Source organism: Stenotrophomonas maltophilia group sp. RY12688, assembly GCF_052149045.1.
GTDB lineage: Bacteria > Pseudomonadota > Gammaproteobacteria > Xanthomonadales > Xanthomonadaceae > Stenotrophomonas > Stenotrophomonas sepilia.
Map to the genome: position 1 here is coordinate 2,120,129 of NZ_CP197389.1, position 19,764 is coordinate 2,139,892.

At 61.6% G+C, this 19,764-nt stretch carries 25 protein-coding genes; 13 read left to right on the forward strand and 12 right to left on the reverse strand.

The features are described 5' to 3' along the window. Positions 1–114: 114 nt before the first annotated feature. Positions 115–702, reverse strand: a complete 588-nt coding sequence (locus tag ACS0OT_RS09955; protein ID WP_176556917.1) for a biliverdin-producing heme oxygenase — start codon at positions 700–702, stop codon at positions 115–117. A 127-nt stretch (positions 703–829) separates the two neighbouring features. Between ACS0OT_RS09955 and ACS0OT_RS09960 the strand changes: the two genes are divergently transcribed. Then, complete coding sequence (locus ACS0OT_RS09960) at positions 830–1,123, forward strand: hypothetical protein (RefSeq protein WP_065178588.1); 294 nt, start codon at positions 830–832, stop codon at positions 1,121–1,123. A gap of 16 nt (positions 1,124–1,139) precedes the next feature. Here ACS0OT_RS09960 and ACS0OT_RS09965 read toward each other — a convergent pair whose 3' ends face one another. Together ACS0OT_RS09965 and ACS0OT_RS09970 are read right to left on the reverse strand one after the other, a co-directional pair. Then, the gene (locus ACS0OT_RS09965; RefSeq protein WP_065184851.1) at positions 1,140–1,625 is read right to left on the reverse strand and encodes a TspO/MBR family protein; all 486 of its coding nucleotides are present in this window, start codon (positions 1,623–1,625) and stop codon (positions 1,140–1,142) included. Positions 1,626–1,698: 73 nt separating this feature from the next. Further along, entirely contained in the window at positions 1,699–3,894 is a 2,196-nt protein-coding gene (locus tag ACS0OT_RS09970; RefSeq protein ID WP_139727081.1) for a hypothetical protein, read from the reverse strand. Between the two features lie 133 nt (positions 3,895–4,027). Between ACS0OT_RS09970 and ACS0OT_RS09975 the strand changes: the two genes are divergently transcribed. Together ACS0OT_RS09975 and ACS0OT_RS09980 are read left to right on the forward strand one after the other, a co-directional pair. Next, the gene (locus ACS0OT_RS09975) at positions 4,028–4,507 is read left to right on the forward strand and encodes a GNAT family N-acetyltransferase (protein WP_139727082.1); all 480 of its coding nucleotides are present in this window, start codon (positions 4,028–4,030) and stop codon (positions 4,505–4,507) included. Positions 4,508–4,577: 70 nt separating this feature from the next. Next, positions 4,578–4,898 (forward strand): hypothetical protein, encoded by a 321-nt coding sequence (locus tag ACS0OT_RS09980; protein ID WP_139727083.1) that lies wholly within the window; start codon positions 4,578–4,580, stop codon positions 4,896–4,898. 289 nt (positions 4,899–5,187) lie between these two features. On the opposite strand, the gene ACS0OT_RS09985 is transcribed toward ACS0OT_RS09980, so the two are convergent. Together ACS0OT_RS09985 and ACS0OT_RS09990 are read right to left on the reverse strand one after the other, a co-directional pair. Beyond that, complete coding sequence (locus ACS0OT_RS09985; protein ID WP_442256370.1) at positions 5,188–5,643, reverse strand: DUF3693 domain-containing protein; 456 nt, start codon at positions 5,641–5,643, stop codon at positions 5,188–5,190. A 166-nt stretch (positions 5,644–5,809) separates the two neighbouring features. Beyond that, complete coding sequence (locus ACS0OT_RS09990) at positions 5,810–6,562, reverse strand: hypothetical protein (RefSeq protein ID WP_164229424.1); 753 nt, start codon at positions 6,560–6,562, stop codon at positions 5,810–5,812. Positions 6,563–6,603: 41 nt separating this feature from the next. Here ACS0OT_RS09990 and ACS0OT_RS09995 point away from each other — a divergent pair, with 41 nt between their 5' ends. The 9 genes from ACS0OT_RS09995 to ACS0OT_RS10035 all read left to right on the forward strand — a co-directional run bounded on the left by ACS0OT_RS09995 (position 6,604) and on the right by ACS0OT_RS10035 (position 12,361). After that, on the forward strand, positions 6,604–6,834 hold the full coding sequence (locus ACS0OT_RS09995) for a hypothetical protein (RefSeq protein ID WP_164229423.1): 231 nt from the start codon (positions 6,604–6,606) through the stop codon (positions 6,832–6,834). A gap of 101 nt (positions 6,835–6,935) precedes the next feature. Next, complete coding sequence (locus tag ACS0OT_RS10000) at positions 6,936–7,991, forward strand: replication initiation factor domain-containing protein (RefSeq protein WP_164229422.1); 1,056 nt, start codon at positions 6,936–6,938, stop codon at positions 7,989–7,991. Continuing rightward, on the forward strand, positions 7,988–8,251 hold the full coding sequence (locus ACS0OT_RS10005; protein WP_231109266.1) for a G5P family DNA-binding protein: 264 nt from the start codon (positions 7,988–7,990) through the stop codon (positions 8,249–8,251). The genes ACS0OT_RS10000 and ACS0OT_RS10005 overlap by 4 nt, the downstream gene beginning before the upstream one ends. A gap of 3 nt (positions 8,252–8,254) precedes the next feature. Further along, a complete protein-coding gene (locus ACS0OT_RS10010) occupies positions 8,255–8,458 on the forward strand; it encodes a hypothetical protein (protein WP_065184837.1) in 204 nt (67 codons plus the stop codon). Positions 8,459–8,466: 8 nt separating this feature from the next. Then, positions 8,467–8,697, forward strand: a complete 231-nt coding sequence (locus tag ACS0OT_RS10015) for a major capsid protein (protein ID WP_164229421.1) — start codon at positions 8,467–8,469, stop codon at positions 8,695–8,697. An 80-nt stretch (positions 8,698–8,777) separates the two neighbouring features. Next, on the forward strand, positions 8,778–10,220 hold the full coding sequence (locus ACS0OT_RS10020) for a virulence factor TspB C-terminal domain-related protein (RefSeq protein ID WP_164229420.1): 1,443 nt from the start codon (positions 8,778–8,780) through the stop codon (positions 10,218–10,220). 2 nt (positions 10,221–10,222) lie between these two features. Further along, entirely contained in the window at positions 10,223–10,534 is a 312-nt protein-coding gene (locus tag ACS0OT_RS10025) for a DUF2523 family protein (protein WP_049405310.1), read from the forward strand. Position 10,535: 1 nt separating this feature from the next. After that, the gene (locus ACS0OT_RS10030; RefSeq protein ID WP_164229419.1) at positions 10,536–11,738 is read left to right on the forward strand and encodes a zonular occludens toxin domain-containing protein; all 1,203 of its coding nucleotides are present in this window, start codon (positions 10,536–10,538) and stop codon (positions 11,736–11,738) included. Further along, positions 11,735–12,361 carry a TraX family protein gene (locus ACS0OT_RS10035; protein ID WP_164229418.1) on the forward strand — a complete coding sequence of 209 codons (627 nt, stop codon included), beginning with the start codon at positions 11,735–11,737 and terminating at the stop codon, positions 12,359–12,361. Before ACS0OT_RS10030 ends, ACS0OT_RS10035 begins: the two co-directional genes overlap by 4 nt. Before the next feature lie 93 nt (positions 12,362–12,454). Here ACS0OT_RS10035 and ACS0OT_RS10040 read toward each other — a convergent pair whose 3' ends face one another. From ACS0OT_RS10040 to ACS0OT_RS10070, 7 genes are all read right to left on the reverse strand, one after another. Further along, positions 12,455–12,847 carry a hypothetical protein gene (locus ACS0OT_RS10040; protein ID WP_164229417.1) on the reverse strand — a complete coding sequence of 131 codons (393 nt, stop codon included), beginning with the start codon at positions 12,845–12,847 and terminating at the stop codon, positions 12,455–12,457. Between the two features lie 219 nt (positions 12,848–13,066). Next, positions 13,067–13,744 carry a DUF3653 domain-containing protein gene (locus tag ACS0OT_RS10045; protein WP_442256375.1) on the reverse strand — a complete coding sequence of 226 codons (678 nt, stop codon included), beginning with the start codon at positions 13,742–13,744 and terminating at the stop codon, positions 13,067–13,069. Positions 13,745–14,002: 258 nt separating this feature from the next. Further along, positions 14,003–15,034: a hypothetical protein gene (locus ACS0OT_RS10050; protein WP_442256377.1), complete on the reverse strand. Its 1,032-nt coding sequence runs from the start codon at positions 15,032–15,034 to the stop codon at positions 14,003–14,005. Further along, on the reverse strand, positions 15,031–15,663 hold the full coding sequence (locus ACS0OT_RS10055; protein ID WP_442256379.1) for a Cap15 family CBASS effector: 633 nt from the start codon (positions 15,661–15,663) through the stop codon (positions 15,031–15,033). Before ACS0OT_RS10055 ends, ACS0OT_RS10050 begins: the two co-directional genes overlap by 4 nt. 481 nt (positions 15,664–16,144) lie before the next feature. Next, positions 16,145–16,852 (reverse strand): ATP-binding protein, encoded by a 708-nt coding sequence (locus ACS0OT_RS10060; protein ID WP_442256380.1) that lies wholly within the window; start codon positions 16,850–16,852, stop codon positions 16,145–16,147. A gap of 68 nt (positions 16,853–16,920) precedes the next feature. Continuing rightward, complete coding sequence (locus ACS0OT_RS10065; RefSeq protein WP_442256382.1) at positions 16,921–17,562, reverse strand: hypothetical protein; 642 nt, start codon at positions 17,560–17,562, stop codon at positions 16,921–16,923. Between the two features lie 317 nt (positions 17,563–17,879). Next, positions 17,880–18,590 carry a hypothetical protein gene (locus ACS0OT_RS10070; RefSeq protein ID WP_442256384.1) on the reverse strand — a complete coding sequence of 237 codons (711 nt, stop codon included), beginning with the start codon at positions 18,588–18,590 and terminating at the stop codon, positions 17,880–17,882. Between the two features lie 165 nt (positions 18,591–18,755). Between ACS0OT_RS10070 and ACS0OT_RS10075 the strand changes: the two genes are divergently transcribed. Then, positions 18,756–19,511 carry a tetratricopeptide repeat protein gene (locus ACS0OT_RS10075; protein WP_442256386.1) on the forward strand — a complete coding sequence of 252 codons (756 nt, stop codon included), beginning with the start codon at positions 18,756–18,758 and terminating at the stop codon, positions 19,509–19,511. Positions 19,512–19,764 lie beyond the last annotated feature (253 nt).

Genomic DNA, 19,764 nt, shown 5'->3' on the forward strand with positions numbered 1-19,764 from the left:
GGCGGGACTCATGATTCGTGGATGGCTGGAACGGCCCAGCACTGCATCCGGTGTGCATGGATGGTGAAGCAAAAGCGTGCCGCCGCATACCACCACGTGAATGTGAAGGGTCTTTCATTCAAACCTGAATTCTTCATCTACGCAGCGACGGATGAACTGGAAGGCGTCTGTCGCGCCCCTGCATGCCTGTGCGCGCTCCTGGCCACTTAAAACGAGGGCATCCAGTTCCTCCCGCTCGCGTCTCCAGTATTCGGCCACACCGAGGTTGGAAGGGCGCAGGTGGCGCGCTCCGTATCCGGCATGAAGCTGCAACGCAGCGGCCATCTTCAACAGCACGGCCGCCCCCAGCGTCGAGCCCTCCGCCACGTAGCGCCAGCCCAGAACAGTCGCTTTCGAGAACACATGCGGCTGCGGTTGCCAGGCATGGGGTGCCGGCATGGAAGCGCCGAGGTCGCGAAGATCCTCCTCGATCAGCGGCAAGCGGGTCGCGCCCGGATCCTGCATCCGGTACAGCGGCGCAACAGCGCTATGGAAGTGCCATTGCACGCGCAGGAAGCAGAGGTAACGCTGGCGCGACGCGAAGATGTGTTGCTGCAACAGGTGCTGGTCGAGGCGATCGTGGGCCGCTCGGGTGTGCGCTTTCAGGGCGGCGCTGAGGGCAATGGGGTGATCGGGTTGTGCTGGCAATGTGGATGTAGGCATCGGCGCGCACCCTAGCAGATTTCGATGCAGAGACCGGTGCAGGTTTCGCGGCCAGCACATCTGCGCTGCACGCCAGCTAGACAGCGGCTGCCCTACGGTGACTGCACTTCCAACAGATGCCACGCCCGTGAACCTGCAGACCGCACCCGCGCCCCAGTACCGTATGCTCCCTGACAGCTGCCAATTTGAATTGCTGGATGTGGATGCACTGCAGGATCCAGCCAGTGGCCGGCTGCTGCACCTGTACTCGCTGGTAGCGCGTTGCCTTTCCTGCGAGACGATCTTCAAGGCAGAAGAAGGGCAGGGCCTGGTCAGCCATACTGCAGCGCGAGTGGTGCGGTGCCCCACCGGTTGCGGGCAGCAGGCGTTCAAGCCGGGCCTGTTGCGGACCTGGTGCCCACAGGCCGTGGCCCAGGCCTGAACGCTGGATCCGCGTGTCACAGCAGCCCTGGATTGGCCCGCCAGACGGCGAAGTTGAGCGCCGAGGCGAACAGGATCCAGGCGAGATAGGGAAGCAGCAGCACTGCCGCGGCCGGGCGGGTACGCGCAAACGCGACGATCGTCGCGCACACCAACACGATCAATACGAGAATGTCGGCGAAGGCAAGCGCGCCCAGCTTCCAGCCGAAGAACAGCCAGCTCCACAGTGCGTTGACGGCCAGCTGCACCAGATAGAGCAGCAGCGCGGGTCGTGCCCCGCGCCAGCCACGTTCGCGCCAGACCAGCCACGCGGCAACCGCCATCATGGCGTAGAGCAGCGTCCACACCGGACCAAAGACGCTGGCCGGTGGCGCCCATGCCGGAAGCGTGAGGGTAGCGTAGAAGCTTGCCGCGGACGTGGACGCCCACGCCCCCAAGGCTGCCGCGACGAAGGTGATCGCCACCCATCCCAGAAATCCGGAAACCTGTGAACTCCGCTTCATAGCGTGCAGCTCCCTGATGCTTGTGCTGCCTGTCTACGCACAGGGGCAGCGAACGGATGCAGGTTGCTGGCCTTCAATCTGAAGAACCGACGGCACCCGCTCCCTGGCTCGCTGGCAGCAGGGAAGGTCGCTGGTCAAACCACTCCCTTGCTTTCGCCAGGTGCCATTGGCGCTGGTCACCGTCCAGCTCGATGCCCGCACCCAGCAGCCCCCAGCGCAGATAGAGATCACCGCGCTTGCGCTGGTCGAGCAGATCCAGCCGCGCGCGTACCGAAAGCCGATCGTTCTCGGCCTGCAGTCCATCGATGATCAGATGGCCCGGGCGCCAGCGCAGCGTCGCCCGTGCCTGCACCTGGCCGGAATCCAACAGCGACAGGGTCCAGCGCGGGTAGTCGGTACGCTCTGCGAACAGTGCAAGCAACGGCCGGGCATCGCTGAGATCCAGATCCGTGGTGGCATCGACCTGGAAGGGCGACTGCGCGTCGATGCGGCCACGCTTGAAGGCCACGCGGCCTTTCCATGCGCTTGCCCGCTCTGCGCCCGCCACCTGCACATTGCGAAGTTCGACGGTGGTGCCGGACAGATCGAAATGACGCTGATTGAAGTCACCGCGGCGCAGTGTTGCCTTCACGTCGACGTCGCCGCCCATGTCCAGCCCTGCCACCTTGGCGCTGGCATTGCGCCCCAGCAGCCGGGCAGTGCCATGGCCGACGCGTCCATCGGTGTCGAGCGTGGCATCGCCGCTCAGGCTGCCGGTGCCACGGAGCAGCCGCACCTGCGGCGAGCCCAGGTAACGGTTGTAGGCGGCCAGGTCGGGAATGGTTGCCTGGCTGAATCGCAGGTGCGCGCGGACACCCTTGCGCAGCTCCTGCAGGCGACCATCGCCGCTCAGGTCCAGGGCCAGATCACGGCCGTCGAACAGGCGCACATCCTTGGCATCGGTTGGCCGTGCAGTGAATCGTGGCAGCCGGACAGCCAGCTGTGCCTGGCTGGGGCTGCCGGCCTTCAGTTCGCCATGGGCGCTGGCCGTGCCCGCCAGTCGTACGCCGGCGACTTCGGCCACGGCTTCGGCGGCCGGAATGTCCACAGTGCTGCCTTCGATCAGTTCGCCGTTGCGCACGCGCAGATCCGCTTTCAGCGTGCCACCGCCGTCCAGCTGCAGCCACGGCTTGCGAACGAACAGGGCAGGGATCCAGTTGAGCGAAGTGAACGTCCATTCGCCGCGCACGGTACCAGAGCTGCGTTCCAGCAGCTGGGCGGGCTGCTGGAAGGGGATGTCCCGGCCACGGACGTGCAGATCCGCATCCACTTCACTGCCTGAGCCGGGTTTGGGCGGCAGGCGGGCCTGCAGGCGCAGGTCGTTGGACACATTGAGCTGCAGCGCCAGCACGCCGCGATTGGGGGCACCATCACCCAGGTAGAGCGGCACCTGCCAGATGGCGCGGTCCCCGGGCTGCAGCTGGCCGTCGATCAGGTGCAGCGCCAGCTGCAGGCGTCCGGGCACGGGGGCGCTGGAGATCTTCGGCGTTGTGGCATCCGTGTCCATGCGCAGGCCCTGGCTGCGGGCGTCGACCTCAAGCTGGGCATGCAGCAACTTCAACTTGGCCAGACCGGGCGCCTGGTCCCGATAGTGGCGCGGATAGCTGAAGCGCGCGGTGAGATCCATGTCGCCCAACAGCTGCACGCCGTCAAAACTGGTGTCCGCATCGCTGAACGCCACCTCGGATTCGAAGAGCTCCGACGGCCCGCCGCGCAGCTGCTTGAGAAAGCCCACCGTACCCCGGCCCTTGCCAATGATCAGCAACTTGCCAAAGCGTGCGCTGCGGATGCTGTCGCTGTGGATGGCGTCGAAACGGAGCGTCCAGCCGCGGTCGCTGCGCGGTGGTGGCGGGATGGCTTCTTCGACGCGGCTGATCTCGGCGGAAACCCCCGTCGCCTGCAAGCGCGGAACCCGCACCTCGCGCTGGAACAGGGGCAGCACCGCCAACCGGGCGCTGGCGCGCTCGGCATGCAGCACGTAGACCGTGTGGTTCACGTGGCCGCGCATGTGCACGTTCCAGGCGATGACATGGCCGGGCAGCAGCGTGATGGCCGGGCCGGTGGTCATCACGAACTTGTGCGGCTTGCGGTTGGTGACCTGATCGAACAGCGGGGTATTGAGGAAGATGTTGCCGGCCAGCAGGTACAGCAGGTAGATGCCCAGCAGGACGTACGCGGGAACGCGCCACCGTCGAAGCCGCTGCGGGATGTGCACGGAAACAGGAGACATCTACTGCTCTGAGGGCCGGAATTTCCACAACTATTGCGGAGCCGATGGCGGTGGCGCGTGAAGCAGCTACGGGGCAGGCGCTGGATTCTGGTAGTGTCCGGCCTGGTCACCACCACAGATCTGCAGGAGACGCATGGAGATCCGGCCCGCCCGTGCAGGCGATTTCGACGCGATGTGGGGCATGTTCAAGGCGGCCATTGCGGCGCAGGATGCGCTGCCTTTTGCCTCCTCTTTTGAGGTCGAAACCTTTCGCGCGCATTGGTTCCTGTCGCAGACACCTTATGTGGCCGTTCTGCAGGGCCGGGTGGTGGGCATGTACAAGATGGGCCCGAACTTCCCTGATCTGGGGGCGCATGTGGCGAGCGCCACGTATGTGGTGGATGTTTTCGCACAGGGGCAGGGCGTGGGCCGGGCCTTGGTGGAACACAGTCTGGAACGGGCGAGGGCGGAAGGATTCCTCGCCATGCAGTTCAATTACGTGGTCAGTACCAATGCCCCGGCGGTGGCACTGTACAGGAAGCTGGGGTTCGAGGTGGTCGGTACGTTACCCAAGGCGTTCCGGCATGGGACGCTGGGTCTGGTGGATGTCTTTGTGATGCACAGGTTCCTGTGATGCGATGCGTCCGCCGCGCGTGGTCGGCGATATCCAGCCGAGCTGGCTGCACAATTCCTGAGGATGTCCCTTGAATCCATTGGTACAGTTTTTGCTGAGTCTGCTGGCGGGCGCGTTCCTCCTTCTGTTGGCTGTGGGGCACGACTACTGGAAGCGCCTGCGTTGGCTCTTCGGATGGGATCCCAATCTGGGCCATGAATCTGCAGACAAGCTCATTTCCATCGCCAACAGGACGGTGCTGGTGACGGCCGCCTTGCTGTTGGTTTGGGCGGTGACAGGCCCATCCCCGTACCGGAGGAACTGGGAGATGGAGGTTTGGGGTTTGCCGGCCGGCACGTTGATTGCGTATGTGGCGCTCATCCTCAGCGCATCGACGCGGTCCCGCGCCTAGATGGCATGGAGCTCGCCGGCATGGAACGGCCCAATAGCGTGACGCGTCACGACCATTGAGTGGCTACGGCTGGGGTGCCAGAACGCGCTCCTGAGGCCTCGGTTGTTGGTGCCGAATCGGCGAAAGCGCTCTTGCCAGGCTGGCGTGCAGCCACGGCAAGATCAGCGGCAAAACTACGCCCGCAAAGCCGTCTTTACCCGCCACTGTCAGATCCGCAAGATCCTTTGCCATTCCTGCAGAGGTTGAGGGAAGCCCAAAGGGCGGTTGGCAGTGATCGAATCACTGACAATCAGGCCGGCGCCTGGAGTGGATCAGGGGCGTGACTGGTGAAGCCTGGATCGGGCAATGGCGTAATGAACATAATATACATACCGCCGTTCTCGGTACCGCTAACCGCCTGAATTTGGCCGGTTTTTGCGTTCGCGAGACCTGGCATCGACAGCGCTACCAGCGCGACGACCGCAGCAGCCGCGCTCAACCTGTCCAACATCGATTTCCACATCGCGCGCTCGGCCGGGGATGCCGCCCGCTCAGCATGGATGCGTGCCGTCCATGCCGGTCCATCGAGCTTTGCCATGGCGCAAAGCTGCGCAATTCGCTCATCAGGAATGGGATTCCGGGCCTGTCGCCAATTCGAGACGACGGCGCGGGTGACCCCCATGCGCTGAGCTAAAGCATTGTCTGAAGGGAGATTTGTTCCGACACGGGCTTGGTCGAGCAGCTGGTTGACGGCGTCCATGTACACGATTCCGTTGACAGGGTGTATTCGGGAAACTATACATCGACCCCGTATGCGGGATCGCATACGCCCGCCACCGGCACCCCAAGGCCGCTGGCGGGCCCCCTTGGGGGTACTTGGGGAGGGAGGGCACGTCGTGGTCCGTTTTGCAATGGATTCCGGATACACGCAATCAATCAGTCAGCTTGCGATCATCCCTTGCGATTCGAGCACCCAGCGTGTCGATAAGAGCGTTGGATCTCTTCGCATCGTCGTTCAAGGCGTTCTGCATTTCGACCAAGACGCCGTAAGCGAGGTCGACATACGTAAGCACTTCGTCCAGCAACCGGCCACTTTCTTTCTCTCTTGTGTCGCTCAGTTCTTGCCGCAAAGAGTTGTCGTAGAGCGCAATAACGTCGTTGAGTCTTCTAAGTACGTAGCGGACCTTGGACACGACGTTTGCAGTGGCATCGCTGACGACGCCCTCTTGTTCAGCGCCCCACTTCATTTCAACGATGTGATTAGCGAGATGCTTCAGCATTGGATGCGCCCTATTGGCGTCTCTGTCCTCTGCGGAACGGAGCTTCCTGGTCACCGTCATCAGCTGCAACTGCATAGGTACAAGCCAACTGGCTATCTCTCGGAGGCGCGTGTGTTCCGCCTTTGCCTCCCTGAGGCGCTTCTCTCGTCGCTCATGCAGTTTGAGCTCGCGATCACCTGCTGCCAGTCGCATCGCCCCGAATCCGATTACCCAGGTGCCGACGGCTGCAAACCAATCCGCAGCAGAGCCCGCGTCTTCAAAGACCGACAGCCCGAAGGGGCTGAAGAGTCCCGCTGCGATGATGCCAAGGATCGCCAGCAGCGAGGCCAAGAGGATCGTGCTCTCGGTCGAAACGCTCTTCCACGCAGCGCACAATCTGATCCAGAAATAGGTTTGTTTAGCCATAGCTCTCCAGGCGCCGAAGATGTGAACTGGGGGATTTTGGCATGACCGAGCCCTTGCTGGCATTTGCGCTGCTGGGCGCTATTGCCGCCGTCTCCATCGGTGCCGCTCGCATCGTGTCGTGGCTGCTGGACCGGCGGGATCGTGCAGCCGTCCAGCGTGCCAAGGAAGCGGCCATCGTCGTCCAGGCACGCGCCGAACTGGCCGCATCAGGCTGGACCGCTCAGGACGAAGACGGCTACCAGTCCCGACGCCACGGTGGCTGCCGTGGGTGAACTCCTGCGCGATCCGTTGGTTGTGGTTCTGATCGGGGGCGTCCTACTGACAGCCCTGTACTGGACGCTCGTGCTCGTGCTGCGAGGCAAGGGGGCTGGCAATGGCCGTTGATCGCGCTCGCTTCCGCATGGCCGTCAGCGGCGGGGCAGGGGGCTTTTCCCCGCTTTCGCCCGGTGAAAAGGGGCAGAGGGCGGCGGCGGAGATTGGCCCGGGGAGTAACACGGGCCAAAAGGGTCAGCAGGACGCAATCATTGACTACCTGACCATTGTGGTCCCGCTCTCCGCCCTTGAAGAGGTGAACTGCAAGAAACTGGACCTCTTGCTGTTCCGCATCTTCGGCTTCCGTGGCGAGGTTGTTGCCGGTGCCATTCGCGAGAAGAACTGGAACTTCTACGAACAGTCGGCGGTGCTCATCGACCGGGAAAACGAGGTGGTTGGTCGTGTCGGCATCGGGGGCAAGAAGAGCACCGTTTGCCTGAGCCTCACCGGCATGGGTTGCAAGTGGATTCGTGACTGGGCGCGCGTCTACAAGCAGTGCGCGATGCTGGACGCCAAGATTACCCGCGTTGACTGCGCGCACGACGACTACGAAGGCGAACGCCTGGACGTGCATGCGCTCCGCGAGGTTGCCGCGCAAGGCGGCTTTACCGAGGGCGGCTGCCCTCCACGTCACCGTTTCATTTCCGATGAAGGTCACAACACCGGCTGCACGCTGTACGTCGGTGGCAAGGGCCACAAGGAACTGTGCGTATACGAGAAGGGTAAGGCCGAGGGCCTGCCGTCCTCGCGCTGGGTGCGCGCGGAAGTGCGCCTGTACGGCAAGCACATGGAAATCCCGCTGGATGTGCTGTTGAACCCCGGCGCGTATCTGCGCGGTTCGTACAGCGCGCTGCAGGACCTCATCAAGGGCGTGTGCACTCGACTGCGCACGATCCGCAAGCACGTCGAAGTTTCTGCCGAGGCAATGGTGCTCTGGATGGAGCGCCAAGTAGGCCCGGCCCTCAGTGTTCTGCATGGAGCGTTCGGTGATTCGTTCACTGACTTCCTGTTGGCCCGCATCGTCCGTGACGGTCACCCCGGACGTTTTCGCGGCATTGCAAAGGGTGAACCACTCCATCGCTATGTGAGAGAAGAACTATGCCTATCTGCCGCGTGAAGTCCGCTGCCGTCGAAGAACGGCACAACAGCAAGACCAACTCCATCATCCGCTCCCAGATGGTCGGCCTCGATTTCGGCAACGGCTTCGAGCTGCCGTTCCGTGTCGGCCTGGGCTCGCGCCCGCCGTACCCCCCGGGTGAATACGACATTGACCCGCAGTCGTTCGCACTCAGCCAGTACGGCGACCTGATCCTGAAGCGTTACGTGGACCTCGTTCCGCTGCAGGCGAAGGCCGCAGCCGTGCAGGCGAAGCCGTAAGCCATGGCCGTGCTGATCCCCGCATGCCGCGAAGCCGACCTGGACACGGCCACGGGGACCTGCACGGCTGTGATCTGGATTCCTCAACCGGCATTACTGCCGGAACTGCCGATTGAGGATGCACAGGCCATCGGCGCAAAGATCGCGCTGCTGTGGGCTGTCGCGTACGTGTTCCGGCTCATCCGCAAGAAAATCGAACAGTCCTAGGAGGACACATGCACAAGATGTTCAACGCCCTGAAGGGTAAGGGCACCGCTTTGGCGGCTGCCGGCACCGCCGCGCTGGTTTCGGCGCCTGCATTCGCCTCGGGTGGTGGTGGCGTGGACGTGGGGCCGGTGGTCACGGCCATCAACGCCGCGCTCGGCCCCGTTGGCCAGATCGGCGCCGCTGTGCTGATGGTGCTGGTCGGCGTCAAGGTCTACAAGTGGGTGCGCCGCGCGATGTAACGGCAACCGGGGGGCAGGGCCGACTCCCTCCCCCCGGTCTTTCAATGCCCTGGACAGGGCAGGGGGCTTGGAATGGAAGGGTGGATCTGGCTCTGCGCATGGCTGGTGGCTTGCGCGATCATCTTTGTGGACTTCAGCTGATGCTCTTGCCATTCAAATGCAGCCGCGCTCTGAGCGCGTTTTTGCTCGCGTTGGCAGCAATGCTGTTCCTGTACTCGGAACCTGCCCAGGCCACCGTCTGGTACCCCGACGAAGGCGCGGCCTACGCTGGTTGCATGGCACTGGCGGCCAGCACACCTACCGATACTTCGTATGGCGCTGCTACATGTACGAGGCTCGGCACAAACATGTTCAACTGTCAGCAGCCGTTTATCGGTTCGGGGTCCACTGGCCCGCGTGGCTGTGGCTTGGCGTTCGAGCCGTATAAGGATTCAAACCACGGCTTCCCGGAAGGCAAGGATTGCGCGAGCCGTCCCGACTGGAACGGGCCATATCCGTACCTCAACGGGGGCAAGCCCAAGAACGGCTCGGTGACCTGCAACGCCGGCTGTAAGCAGGCTTGGTACTCGACCGGAGATGGCTACTTCAACGGCAAGTATACGTCCGATCCCGGCATCTGCTCCAACTATGATGAGGACAAGTGCAACGCCCAGTTCCCCGGCTATCACTGGAACGCGGGTATGTCCGCGTGCGAGCCGGACGATGGAAAGTGCAAGGACGGTGGTAAGCAAAATTCGCTCGGGCAGTGCGCGCCTGAGCCGTGCCCTGATGGCATGGCGCAGCAGTCGGACGGCACGTGCAAGAAGAAGGACAACGAATGCCCGGCAGGCCAGGTGCGCTCGCCGGACGGAAAATGCCTACCTGGTGATGGTCAATGCGCCAGTGGTGAGGTTCGCGGGCCCGATGGTACCTGCAAGAAGGATGGCGACGGCGACGGTAAGCCGGATGAGCCCGGCGATAAGGACACGTTTTCAGGGGGCGATGACTGCAGCTCTCCGCCTTCGTGCAGCGGCTCGCCGATCATGTGCGGGCAGGCACGTATTCAATGGCGGATTGAGTGCAACACGCGTAGGAATCGAAATATAGCCGGTGGCCTGTGCAGCACGATGCCTGTTTGCACGGGTGAGAAGTGTGACGCCATGGAGTACGCCGGACTCCTGATGCAGTGGCGCTCGGCTTGCGCGCTGGAAAAGATGGCGAGCAATACGGGTTCTGGCGGTGGCGACGGAGACGTAAAGGCGATTCGTGACGCGCTCACCGGCACGGGAGGCTCTGTCACAACACCAGCTGATCGGCCCGCTTCCGATGTCTGGACGCCGAGTAGCGGACAACCAACGCGGCCTGATGCATCGGGCTATGGCTGGGGCAGGGGATGCCCGCAACCGCCAGCGATTGACGTTATGGGCAAGACCATCGCGTTCGACATTACGCCGCTTTGCCGGTGGCTTGGCCTCGGCAGCTACTTCGTCGTGGGCCTCGCCGCGCTGTTCTGTCTCCGAATCATCGCCAGTAGGGATGCCTAGCCATGCCAATGCTCATCAGTACGTTGCTGACCGCGCTCGCTGCGCTGTTCCGTTCAAAGTGGGGTCCATGGGTGGCCGAGGCGATGGTCTGGCTCGGTATCTCCTGGGCAACTAATGAATTCCTTGTAGATCCATGGATCAGCCAGATGGAAGACGCAATGCGTGCCGGTGCGCCGGGTGGTGAGTGGGGCGCGCTGGTGGTGTCCTATGCCGGCATTATGAAATTCGATGTGGCGTGCACGATGATCGCCTCCGCTGTGACGGCAAAGTTCGCTGTCGGCGCCGCTAAGACGTTCCTGACGAAGCGGACCTGACATGCCAATAGAACTGTTCACCGGGCAGCCCGGCAACGGCAAAACTGCGCTGATGATGGAGCGCCTTGTTGCGGAAGCAAAAGCGGCGACTCGTCCGATTTTCGCTATCGGCATCGATGGCCTTGATCCCGGCCTTGCCACTGTGCTCGATGACGCGCGGCACTGGAACGACAAGGATGCTGAGGGCAATTACATCGTTCCGGACGGCTCGCTGATCTTCGTGGACGAAGCGTGGAAGTGGTTCGGCCATCTCCATGATGCCTCTCGGCAGCAGACACCGAGGCACGTGCTGGAGCTGGCCGAACACCGGCACCGTGGCCTGGACTTCGTGTGGACCACGCAGCAGCCGAACCAGCTGTATCCGTTCGTGCGCGGCCTTATCGGTGCGCACTCGCACGTGGTGCGGCGCTTCGGAACGAAGATGCTTGACGTCTATCGCTGGGGCGAACTCAACGAGGAAATCAAGTCACTCGCAAAGCGGGATATGGCCCAGCGCACCACACGGTTGTTGCCCTCGCAGGTGTTCGGACAGTACAAGTCCGCTGAGGTACATACGATTAAGGCGCGAATCCCGTTCAGGGTGCTGCTGCTTCCGGCAGTGATCGTCGTTGGCGCTGTGTGCGCCTATTTGGCTTACCGGTCTCTCGTTCCATCTGCGCTCACAGCTGGCGCGGGCAAAGAAGGGACGCAATCGGCGTTAGCCGATGCGGCCCCTTCGCCGCCGGGCGGCGGATCGCGCAAGGAAGACGCTCCGCGCTGGCCCTCAGCCGCTGCCTATGCAAAGGACCATTTGCCGCGCATCAGCACCATGCCCTGGACTGCGCCGGTATTCGATGATCGACAGGCGCGATCCGATCCGCAGTTGGTGTGCATGTCGTCCATGGAAGGGTTGGACGCGCAGGGCGTGCGCCAAGAGGCGAGCTGCCGTTGCCTCACTGAGCAAGGGACAGCATATGAACTGAGTCAGCCCGAGTGCCGCACGCTTGCGCGCAACGGGCCTGTCTACAACCCATATCGGGAGCGGTCTGAGGATCGGCGGGACCAGCGGTTTGACGCGGCAAGCCAGCCACGCCCGGTGGAATCGGTGGCGGTGACGGGCAGCGTGGTCCAGCACGTAGAGCGGGCCATGGGGAGCTTTCCAGAGTCGCCGCCGTTCCCAACCGATAGCTACATGACCACGGCACCGGGACCGAACAAACTATGACCAGCAGCGCCCGCGAAGTGCTGAAGTGGTTGGCCGTGGTTCTCATGACGTGCGACCACGTGGCTAAGGTCATCTACGGTGGCTATGTGCCAGGTCTCAGCGAGGCGGGCAGGGTAGCGTTCCCCTTGTTCGCACTGGTCATGGCCTACAACCTCGCCCAACCCGGCGCTGACGTGGTCAAGTCGATGCGCAGGCTCGGCCTGTGGGGGCTGGTCGCGCAGCCCGTGCATGCCTTGGCGTTCGGATACTGGTTGCCGTTGAACATCCTGCTCACGTTCGCGCTGTGTGCTGCTGTCATCTACGCAGCCGGCCAACGTAGGTGGGCAGGCCTGGCTTTAGCCGCGGCTCTATTGCCCCTGTTCGTGGACTACCAGTGGGCCGGGGTAGGGTTCGTGTTGCTGGCATGGCTGGCCTTCCATCGGCGCCAGCACTGTTTGCTGGTTCCGGCATTCGCCGCGATCTGCTGGTTCAACGGCAACCTGTGGGCGCTGGCGGCGATTCCGGTGGCGCTGGGCCTGTCTCGGGTGGCGTGGCTGATGCCCCGTGGCAGGTGGGCTTTCTACGGCTACTACGTTGCGCACCTTGCGTGCATTGGGCTGCTGGCGCCTATACTGCGGCCATGAACCTGCGCCGCTATCTCGACGTTCACTACTGGGTTGCCCGATGGATGGATTGGGCGTTCGCGCGTCAGCAGGCGCGCAGGAAAAGCTAATCGTTCACGGGCAGGTTTCGCCCGGTACGTTCTCCCAGCCCCCAGGAATACGGCGGAACGCAACGCCACTGATGCAGCGTAGTTCCTCGCGTTGCCTTTTCGCCTCGGCATCCCTTTCGGCAGCTGCTCGACGCAGTCGAATTTCCGCGATTTTTGCCTGCTTTTCAGCTTCGCCAATCACGCCGGGCGGAGGGATCGCGGCATTGCGTGGCATTACCGGTGGCGCTGCTTCGGTGTTCCGCGCGAATCGTGCGTTCCATGCGTCACCTGTCTTCAGGTGCAGCCAAATTCCAGCACCGGCCATGCCCAGTAGCAGTACTGCCCACAGGCCGAGCCACGGGAACTCCCAGCGTGCGCGCGGGATGGGTTGTAGGTACTCCGGTCGTTCGCGCTCCATACGGCTCCCCAAGGCGTCCTGTGCGGATTGTAGCCGGGCTGCGCCGTGGTATGGTTCGCGCGTCAGGTGGCTGCTTTGCAGTGGGCTGGTTTGCCGGTCTGTACGCGCGATGGCCGATACGCGCGCCCCTCGGGTTCCTAACGCATTCTTGGTTCTCCGACACCTGACACTTTTTCCGCGCATGCCGGGGTGTAGGGGCAGCGCCCCTACGGAAGCGCCTCACACGCGCTGGCGGCGTTTCGGCCCCGGTACTGGCAGGACTGCTGCGGGAGGCTCGGCGTCGGGGCCAGCCATCGCCACCGATGACCGCATTTTCCGGCGCTGTGCCAGGGCATCGGAGAGGTTCACCACGCTGGCGGCGTTGACGGACAAGGGTTTCCGAGGTTTGCCGATCGGGCGGCCGTTCTCCATCATCCGGCGCCATTCCTGTGCCTGTGCAGCAGTGAGCGACAGCCAGGCCAGGTCCTGCGGTTCCAGCTCGCGGCCTTCGGGTGTGACCAGTCGACCAGCCTTAAACGAAAAACCGGCCCAAGGGCCGGTTAGGTTCCGATCACGCACAATCAGGCTCCATGCCGCAACAGGGACAGGGGGCGAGGCAAAAGCCGTGCCAGCCACCCCCGCATCATTCTGAACATAATATACATTATGCGAAATGCCGTATCCGCCGAATCTGGGCTTTTGCTGGCTCCGCATGGTAATGGCTAGGCCTGTGGCTCGGCTTTTGCCGGCGTCCTCAGGCCCGGCCAGGGATGAGATCGCGGCCTGATTGAGTTCGACCCGCACCACAGTATCGACTTGACCGGCCCTTGGGCCGGTTTTTCTCTCCCGGGCAACCTTCTGATTGCGCCCGAAGGCTGCGAACTGTTGCCTGAGGGGCTTGGCTTGGTTGTCGCTCACTGCGCGCCAGGCGCAGGAATGGGGCGCTGCCGCTACACCCGGCTAGAATTCGCCCAGGACGATGACAGGCAGGGCCACCACCAACGCGGCCACACACCGGTTTGATGGCCGCGCTCCTGGCCTCGGCCCCGATGAGAATACGGCCGGGGCGCGCCATTCTCATCGGACGATCAGTTGCTCCACCGCGCGGCGGCTGCTTTCCAGGCTTGGAGATTCCTGCAAGTACAGGACCGCATTCTGTTCCCGCGCCACCTGCCGCTACAATTTGTCCATCTCCATCGATAGTTGCCTCAACGCGATGACTTTCTCGGGCGTGTCCAGAATACGCCGCGAGCCATCGGGCGTCATCAGCGCTTGAGCTTCTGCGGGATGGTGATAGCACCAATCCAAGTGCCGTTGCGTTTCCGCCAGGATGCCCAGCTCCCATTGCGCACCGGCGCGCAGCGCGGTCAGGTCCGCGTGATAGAGCAAGCCGGCGATCTCAAAGCTGGATAAACCGATCACCCTGCCCTCCTCTTCTGAATCGGCTTTGACGTTCTTGCACAGCCGGATAGCTTTGCGAAGGCTGCCGAACGCAACAACGTCTCGGTCTGACACCCGCTTGATATGGAGAAATGGAAGATTATCGATCGTGACGTTGTCAAACTTGTGGTAGATCGAGACGCCGCGATCATGTTCCAGGCCACTGAGCTGGTACTGCACCGTATCCCACCAGACCGCCGGGACGACATCGACAGGGCGAGCCAGCGAGCCGCCGCTGAGCTTGATGGCCTTGGCGTTGGTCGTGTCCACGTCGACCGCCGGGAAGGCGGCGCGCAAGGCTGGCTCACTCATGCGACGTAGATCGCACAGCAACGCTAACGTGTCGCGCAGCGGAGGGGCGTAATCACCGCGCTGGGCCCGCACGCCGGCCGGTGCGTAATACAACGAGCCTAGCCCGATCGTCAGCAGATCCACATCGCTGACGCCTCGAATGTGAACATTCAACGGCACAGAACCCTGCAAGCGGTAGGTGGTACTGAGCCCTTCGGCCGCTAACCGCTGCCGCAATTGATTTTCGACACGTTTGGCGGTCTCGACGCTGATACGCGTGTAGTCGGGATCGACCTCCTGCATGGCACCCAAAGCGTAGCGGGTGAAGGGTTTGCCCCCGGCCCGTCGCTCATAGGCCTCCCCCAGCAGCTGCTTGCGCAGGATCTCAATCTGCTGATCCGTGGCCACTGCGGTGGCGCGGTCAGCGCCCGATCTCCTGGCGCGTAGCTTCTGGAGCCGTTGATCGATCGCGGTCATGGCTGGCGCCTCCAGCGCATTCGACCGTAGGTCGCGCGTCCCCGTCCATTGAAGTAGTCACCTTCGGCCTGCTGCTGGTCCGCGCTCACAGTCATGTCGCAGAAACCCACGTGGTTAGCAAGCTCAGGCTGATCGATGCGTGCATCATTGCGATAGTTGTAAAACAGCCGGTAGCCACCAGCCTCATCGTGCAACAGTGCTGCGACCACGCTGTCGGACCCGGATTGCTCGGTGGTCAAGCGGATGCGTAATCTATCCCAGCTCTGGGCGATGGACACGGTACCCGTCCAGTCTCGGGCCGACGCATTGTCTGCCCCGCCATACGAAGTGCCCTCGCACCGCCATTGCCCCTGCAGATCGGGGACTTTTAGCAAGCCTGCCAGCCAAGGTATGCGCCAGAGATGGCGGTCGAATAGCCAATAGAGGATCAGATACACGGTACCAGCTCCGATGAGTGCCATCACCGAGGGCGTCAGATGCGCAGGTAGGCCGTACCTTCCAGCTAGATCGATCACCCGTAGGACTAAGTAAACAATACCCGCTGAAATGGCCGCCGCCACCGTCCCCAAGTAGCGGCCAATCTTCGCTCGGCTGATCCCGTCCAGCAGGACGTACTCATGACTCCTCATGCTCTCTACCCCACTACTTGAACACTCAAAGCGCCGCGCCGCATTGGGCGCCCCCCTAAACGTTACTGAGCCACCATAGTCGGGGCCAGTCGCACAAACTGAGACAGGCGCCAAGGCTGCGGGACCGGCGTTGAAGGGGCCCGTACGATCCTGAGGACACGACTACTCCCCGCCCCTGGAGCATCTCTGTCAGGCATCCGTATGGGGCCAGATAGGGCGGAGTGGTGACTTTCGACGCCCGCTTCTCAAGGATACATATGAGAAGGCAGGCCCGAGCCACGAGAGTTGTTGACCCTCCGCGCATGGCGCCTTTGGGGCAGGAGCTACCATGCCCTACCCCCGATAAATCTTCCTAATCACCCCCCCCTTGCCCTAGCGCCGTGGTCCAGCAGTACACGTTCAACGCCCAAATTAAGCCGTCCCGCACGATGTTACCCGGTCACGCCCGACGTCGCGAAGCGGGCTTGGCTTGGCTGACTTGTCAGATATGTGCTCGAGGAACTTTCAATGCCACCTTGAATGGCGCGTGCGGAACGCCGTTCACACTATAGGAGCTGGCGGAAGGAGAAATTTCTAGATCAATCTGATTTAGGTCACAAACGAATTTGGCAAAATGAAGCCCAAACCCCGTGCCGGGAATGCCTATCGCTTTTGCACACTCTCCCCGGAAATTCTTTTCCGTTAACTTGTTCCTCTCATCATCTTTGACGAGCGGGCCGTGCGATTCAATTAATACGTCAATAGATTGCGGTCGTTCGCTAAATGTCACAACCACTTTTGACTCTTTTGGGGAGTATTTTATGGCGTTCTCAAGCAGTAGAAAAGGTACTATATCGAACACAGGATACAGATCTGACTTATTGAATGACTGGCCTGATAACTCAACTTCTACCCGCTTTTCCCGAGCCTTGGTGCGAAGCATTTTTCGGGCCTTGTCGAACTTGGCAAATACGCCCAAAGAAATTCGCTGTTCATTGGTGAACGAATCTGGGTTTGTCTCAAGGTCAATTAGATCGAGGCGCGCGGAAAGCATTTGCGCGGTCTCAAGAATTGCGATCGCGTGATTTCGGACATTCTTGGCGTTGTCGGCTGATAGTTGAAGCGGGCCATCTTCCTCGATGCGCAACTGCCGAGTAAGCATCTCTGAATTTGCCTTAACGATCCTGTTGAACTCTCGCACTTCGTGCATGGTGTCTCGAAGAGCTTGCTTAAGCTCCGCAAGACTTAGGTTTTCTAAGATGTCAGACTCGTCGACTCTCATAAGGCGCCCGCAACTCCCTTTGTCAATATGTCTGTGAAAACTGCGGTAGCAAACGCTTTTACGAGCTCGGACGTTTGAGTAGAGACCTGAATATCGACGAGAGATTCAATTATTCTGGCCTTGTTTCCTTGCTGAATGGAGCGGATGAACCCTTGCTCAAGTGTAAGGACATCCCATAGCTCCAGGTTGGCATGCTCAAGAAGGTATTGCCGCAAGCGGAGCCATCTCTTTGTTGGGTCGGCCATGACCCCAACAGCCTGATCCAGAACACTCACCCACGCTTCTGAATCGGTGTCCTTTTTTAAAGAGATGTCCGCATACTTGAAATATTCGTTGTATGTCGGATCGTAGCGGTATCCGGTAAAAGCAATGATGTACTTCTCAGGATATGCGCGCCGAATCTCTCTGAAAAGATGCGCGCCCTCATGCCTCCCGCCCAAGTGGGCTCCAACGCCCTTAATGTCGCAAACGACAATTGGGTAGCTGGCCGCCATCGATGTGCTTTGGATGTCTTGCGCATGAGTGATAGCGAAGCCGTGGCTAGATAAAATCTCTTTTAGTACAAACGGCTGATCGTCAATCACTAATATTTTCTGGCCTTCCCTGCCGCTTCCGTGCAGGTGCAGCGCCTTAGACATCTCCTTCAGAGGAGTAGGTCTTCCAAACCTTATGAACATACTTTTCTTCTCTGGTAAATCCAACTGCCAAATAGGCGGGTCCGCAGACCCGGTTTACGCAGCGTGCCCAATGGCGGGAGATCTCCTGGATGCGTCTCGATCTTAAGGCTCAGGAGTACAGCCGACAAGTGGATTGAAGCCCGGACAGTAGCGTGCCCCGAGACGGGCTCTTATGAGCCCAGGGTAGGCCTGCACTGCCCTCGATAAACATCCCTTATCGCTATCCCCGTACTGAAGTGCAATGCCACTCTCAGCTTGGCGCTTGCCGAGATCCAACCCTATTGGGTTGCCGGAACAGGAATCACACCCTTTCGCAGAATCTCCAACCTCCCAACATCGCCAACAGGCACAAGCACTGTAGCTTTCCGCGCCGGGTCCCACAGTGCATAGCTGTCACCAAGACGACCAATCAGGCTTAGGTCGCCCTGCACCTTTCCATCAACAGTCACAGCCGTCACGTGCTTGCCGCCACCAGAGGAAATCTTCTCGGCACGCTGGGAGCCAAGCATGCTTGACGCTATCGAGACGTAGACCAGCATCACCAAGGCGTAGATCAGCCAAGGGGAATCTTTCACTGCGGTGGGCACCACCGGCGAAAGATGCACGATCAACGCACAGATGACCGTCAGAAGAACCCCTATCAGAAGAGGCCACGTGTTCGACCACCAAAGCAGCAGCCCCAGGACAGTGAAGAAAGGCACTGGAAACAGCCATGCGAACAGCTTGCTTTTGGAGCTGCCGCTCGTGACCTTCATCTCCACCCAGCCGCCAAACAGCGAGGCCAGCAGCATGAGAAGTAACACCATGCCGATCCCAGCAAGCCCTGCCAGTGCAAGCTCACTCACCGCAACAAACTGAAAGGGATCCAGGCCGAAGTGCCCCCAATACTCCTTTAGGTACAAAGCCCCTTGAATCAATCCAAAGGTGACGAGCGCCGAACCCCATCCAGCAACATCAGCCATCGTTAGCGTCTTCTGCGTACGTTCCATGTATCCCCTTCCATCAATGCAGCCGAGCCACATAGTGGCACGCTGCGCTCCGCCCTGCAGAACCCAGTCTATTAACGTGACGCGTCACGCCGGATCACCCAGCCCATTGGCGCCCCACCCCTCCCCCACTATAGTTCCACCCCTCACAAGGACGAGGCACCCCACATGCCCTATATCGGAATCGGACTCCACGTACTGGCAGCCATCTACTTCGCGGTGCACGCCATCCGCTCGGGCCAGAACCTCTACTGGCTCATCCTGCTCTTCTCGTTCCCACTGCTCGGCAGCGTCGTCTACTTCCTGGCGATCTACTTCCCGGAAGTCCGTCACTCGCGCGGCGCTCGGCAGGTCGTCCGTTCCGCCAAGCAGCTCATGGACCCGGGCCAGGACCTGCGCAACGCCCGTGCCGAACTGGCGCGCACGCCCACCGTGCAGAACCGGGTTCGCCTGGGCATGACGCTGCTGGATGCCGGCCAGGCCGAGGAAGCCAGAACCCTGCTTGAGCAGGCAGCCAGCTCGCCGCTGGGCGACGATCCCTACATCCTGACCGGCCTCGCCCGTGCCCGCCTCGAGTCCGGGCACGCTGCGCTTGCGGTGGAGACGCTGGACGGCCTGTTCGCCCGCCATCCGGACGTGCGTCGCAAGCCGGAACAGACCCTGCTTTACGCGCAGGCACTGGCGGCCACCCAAGCGCCCGGCACCCGTGCCGCGTTCGAGCGCGCCGTGGAATGCGGAAACGATGCGGCCGCTCGCTGCCTCTACGCCGAATGGCTGATGGCACAGCCGCAACCCGACGATCGCGAGCAAGCCCGCATCCTGTTCGCCAGCATCATCGACGATGCCCAGCATTGGTCGCGCCACGCACGGAGCCACAATGCCACATGGCTGGAGCGGACCAAGGTTGCGTTGAAGGGCTACTGACGCCTAGCAGCCGTTGGCAATCCTGTCGCATTCGCCTCGCTCACAGCCTCGCCGGGCAGATGCCGACACTCGCTAGGCTTGGACCACGGACATCGCCGATAGCGTTGCAGCGCAAGGCTCCAGCTTCGTTGCGTCGTATGCAACGATTCTGAAAATGTTGAATGTGGTGACGGCATCGGCCTTACTGCATTGGCATCGCGCACAACCGGGCGTATTTCTTTGCGTGCCACCGAAAACGGGTGGTCGAGGCCTC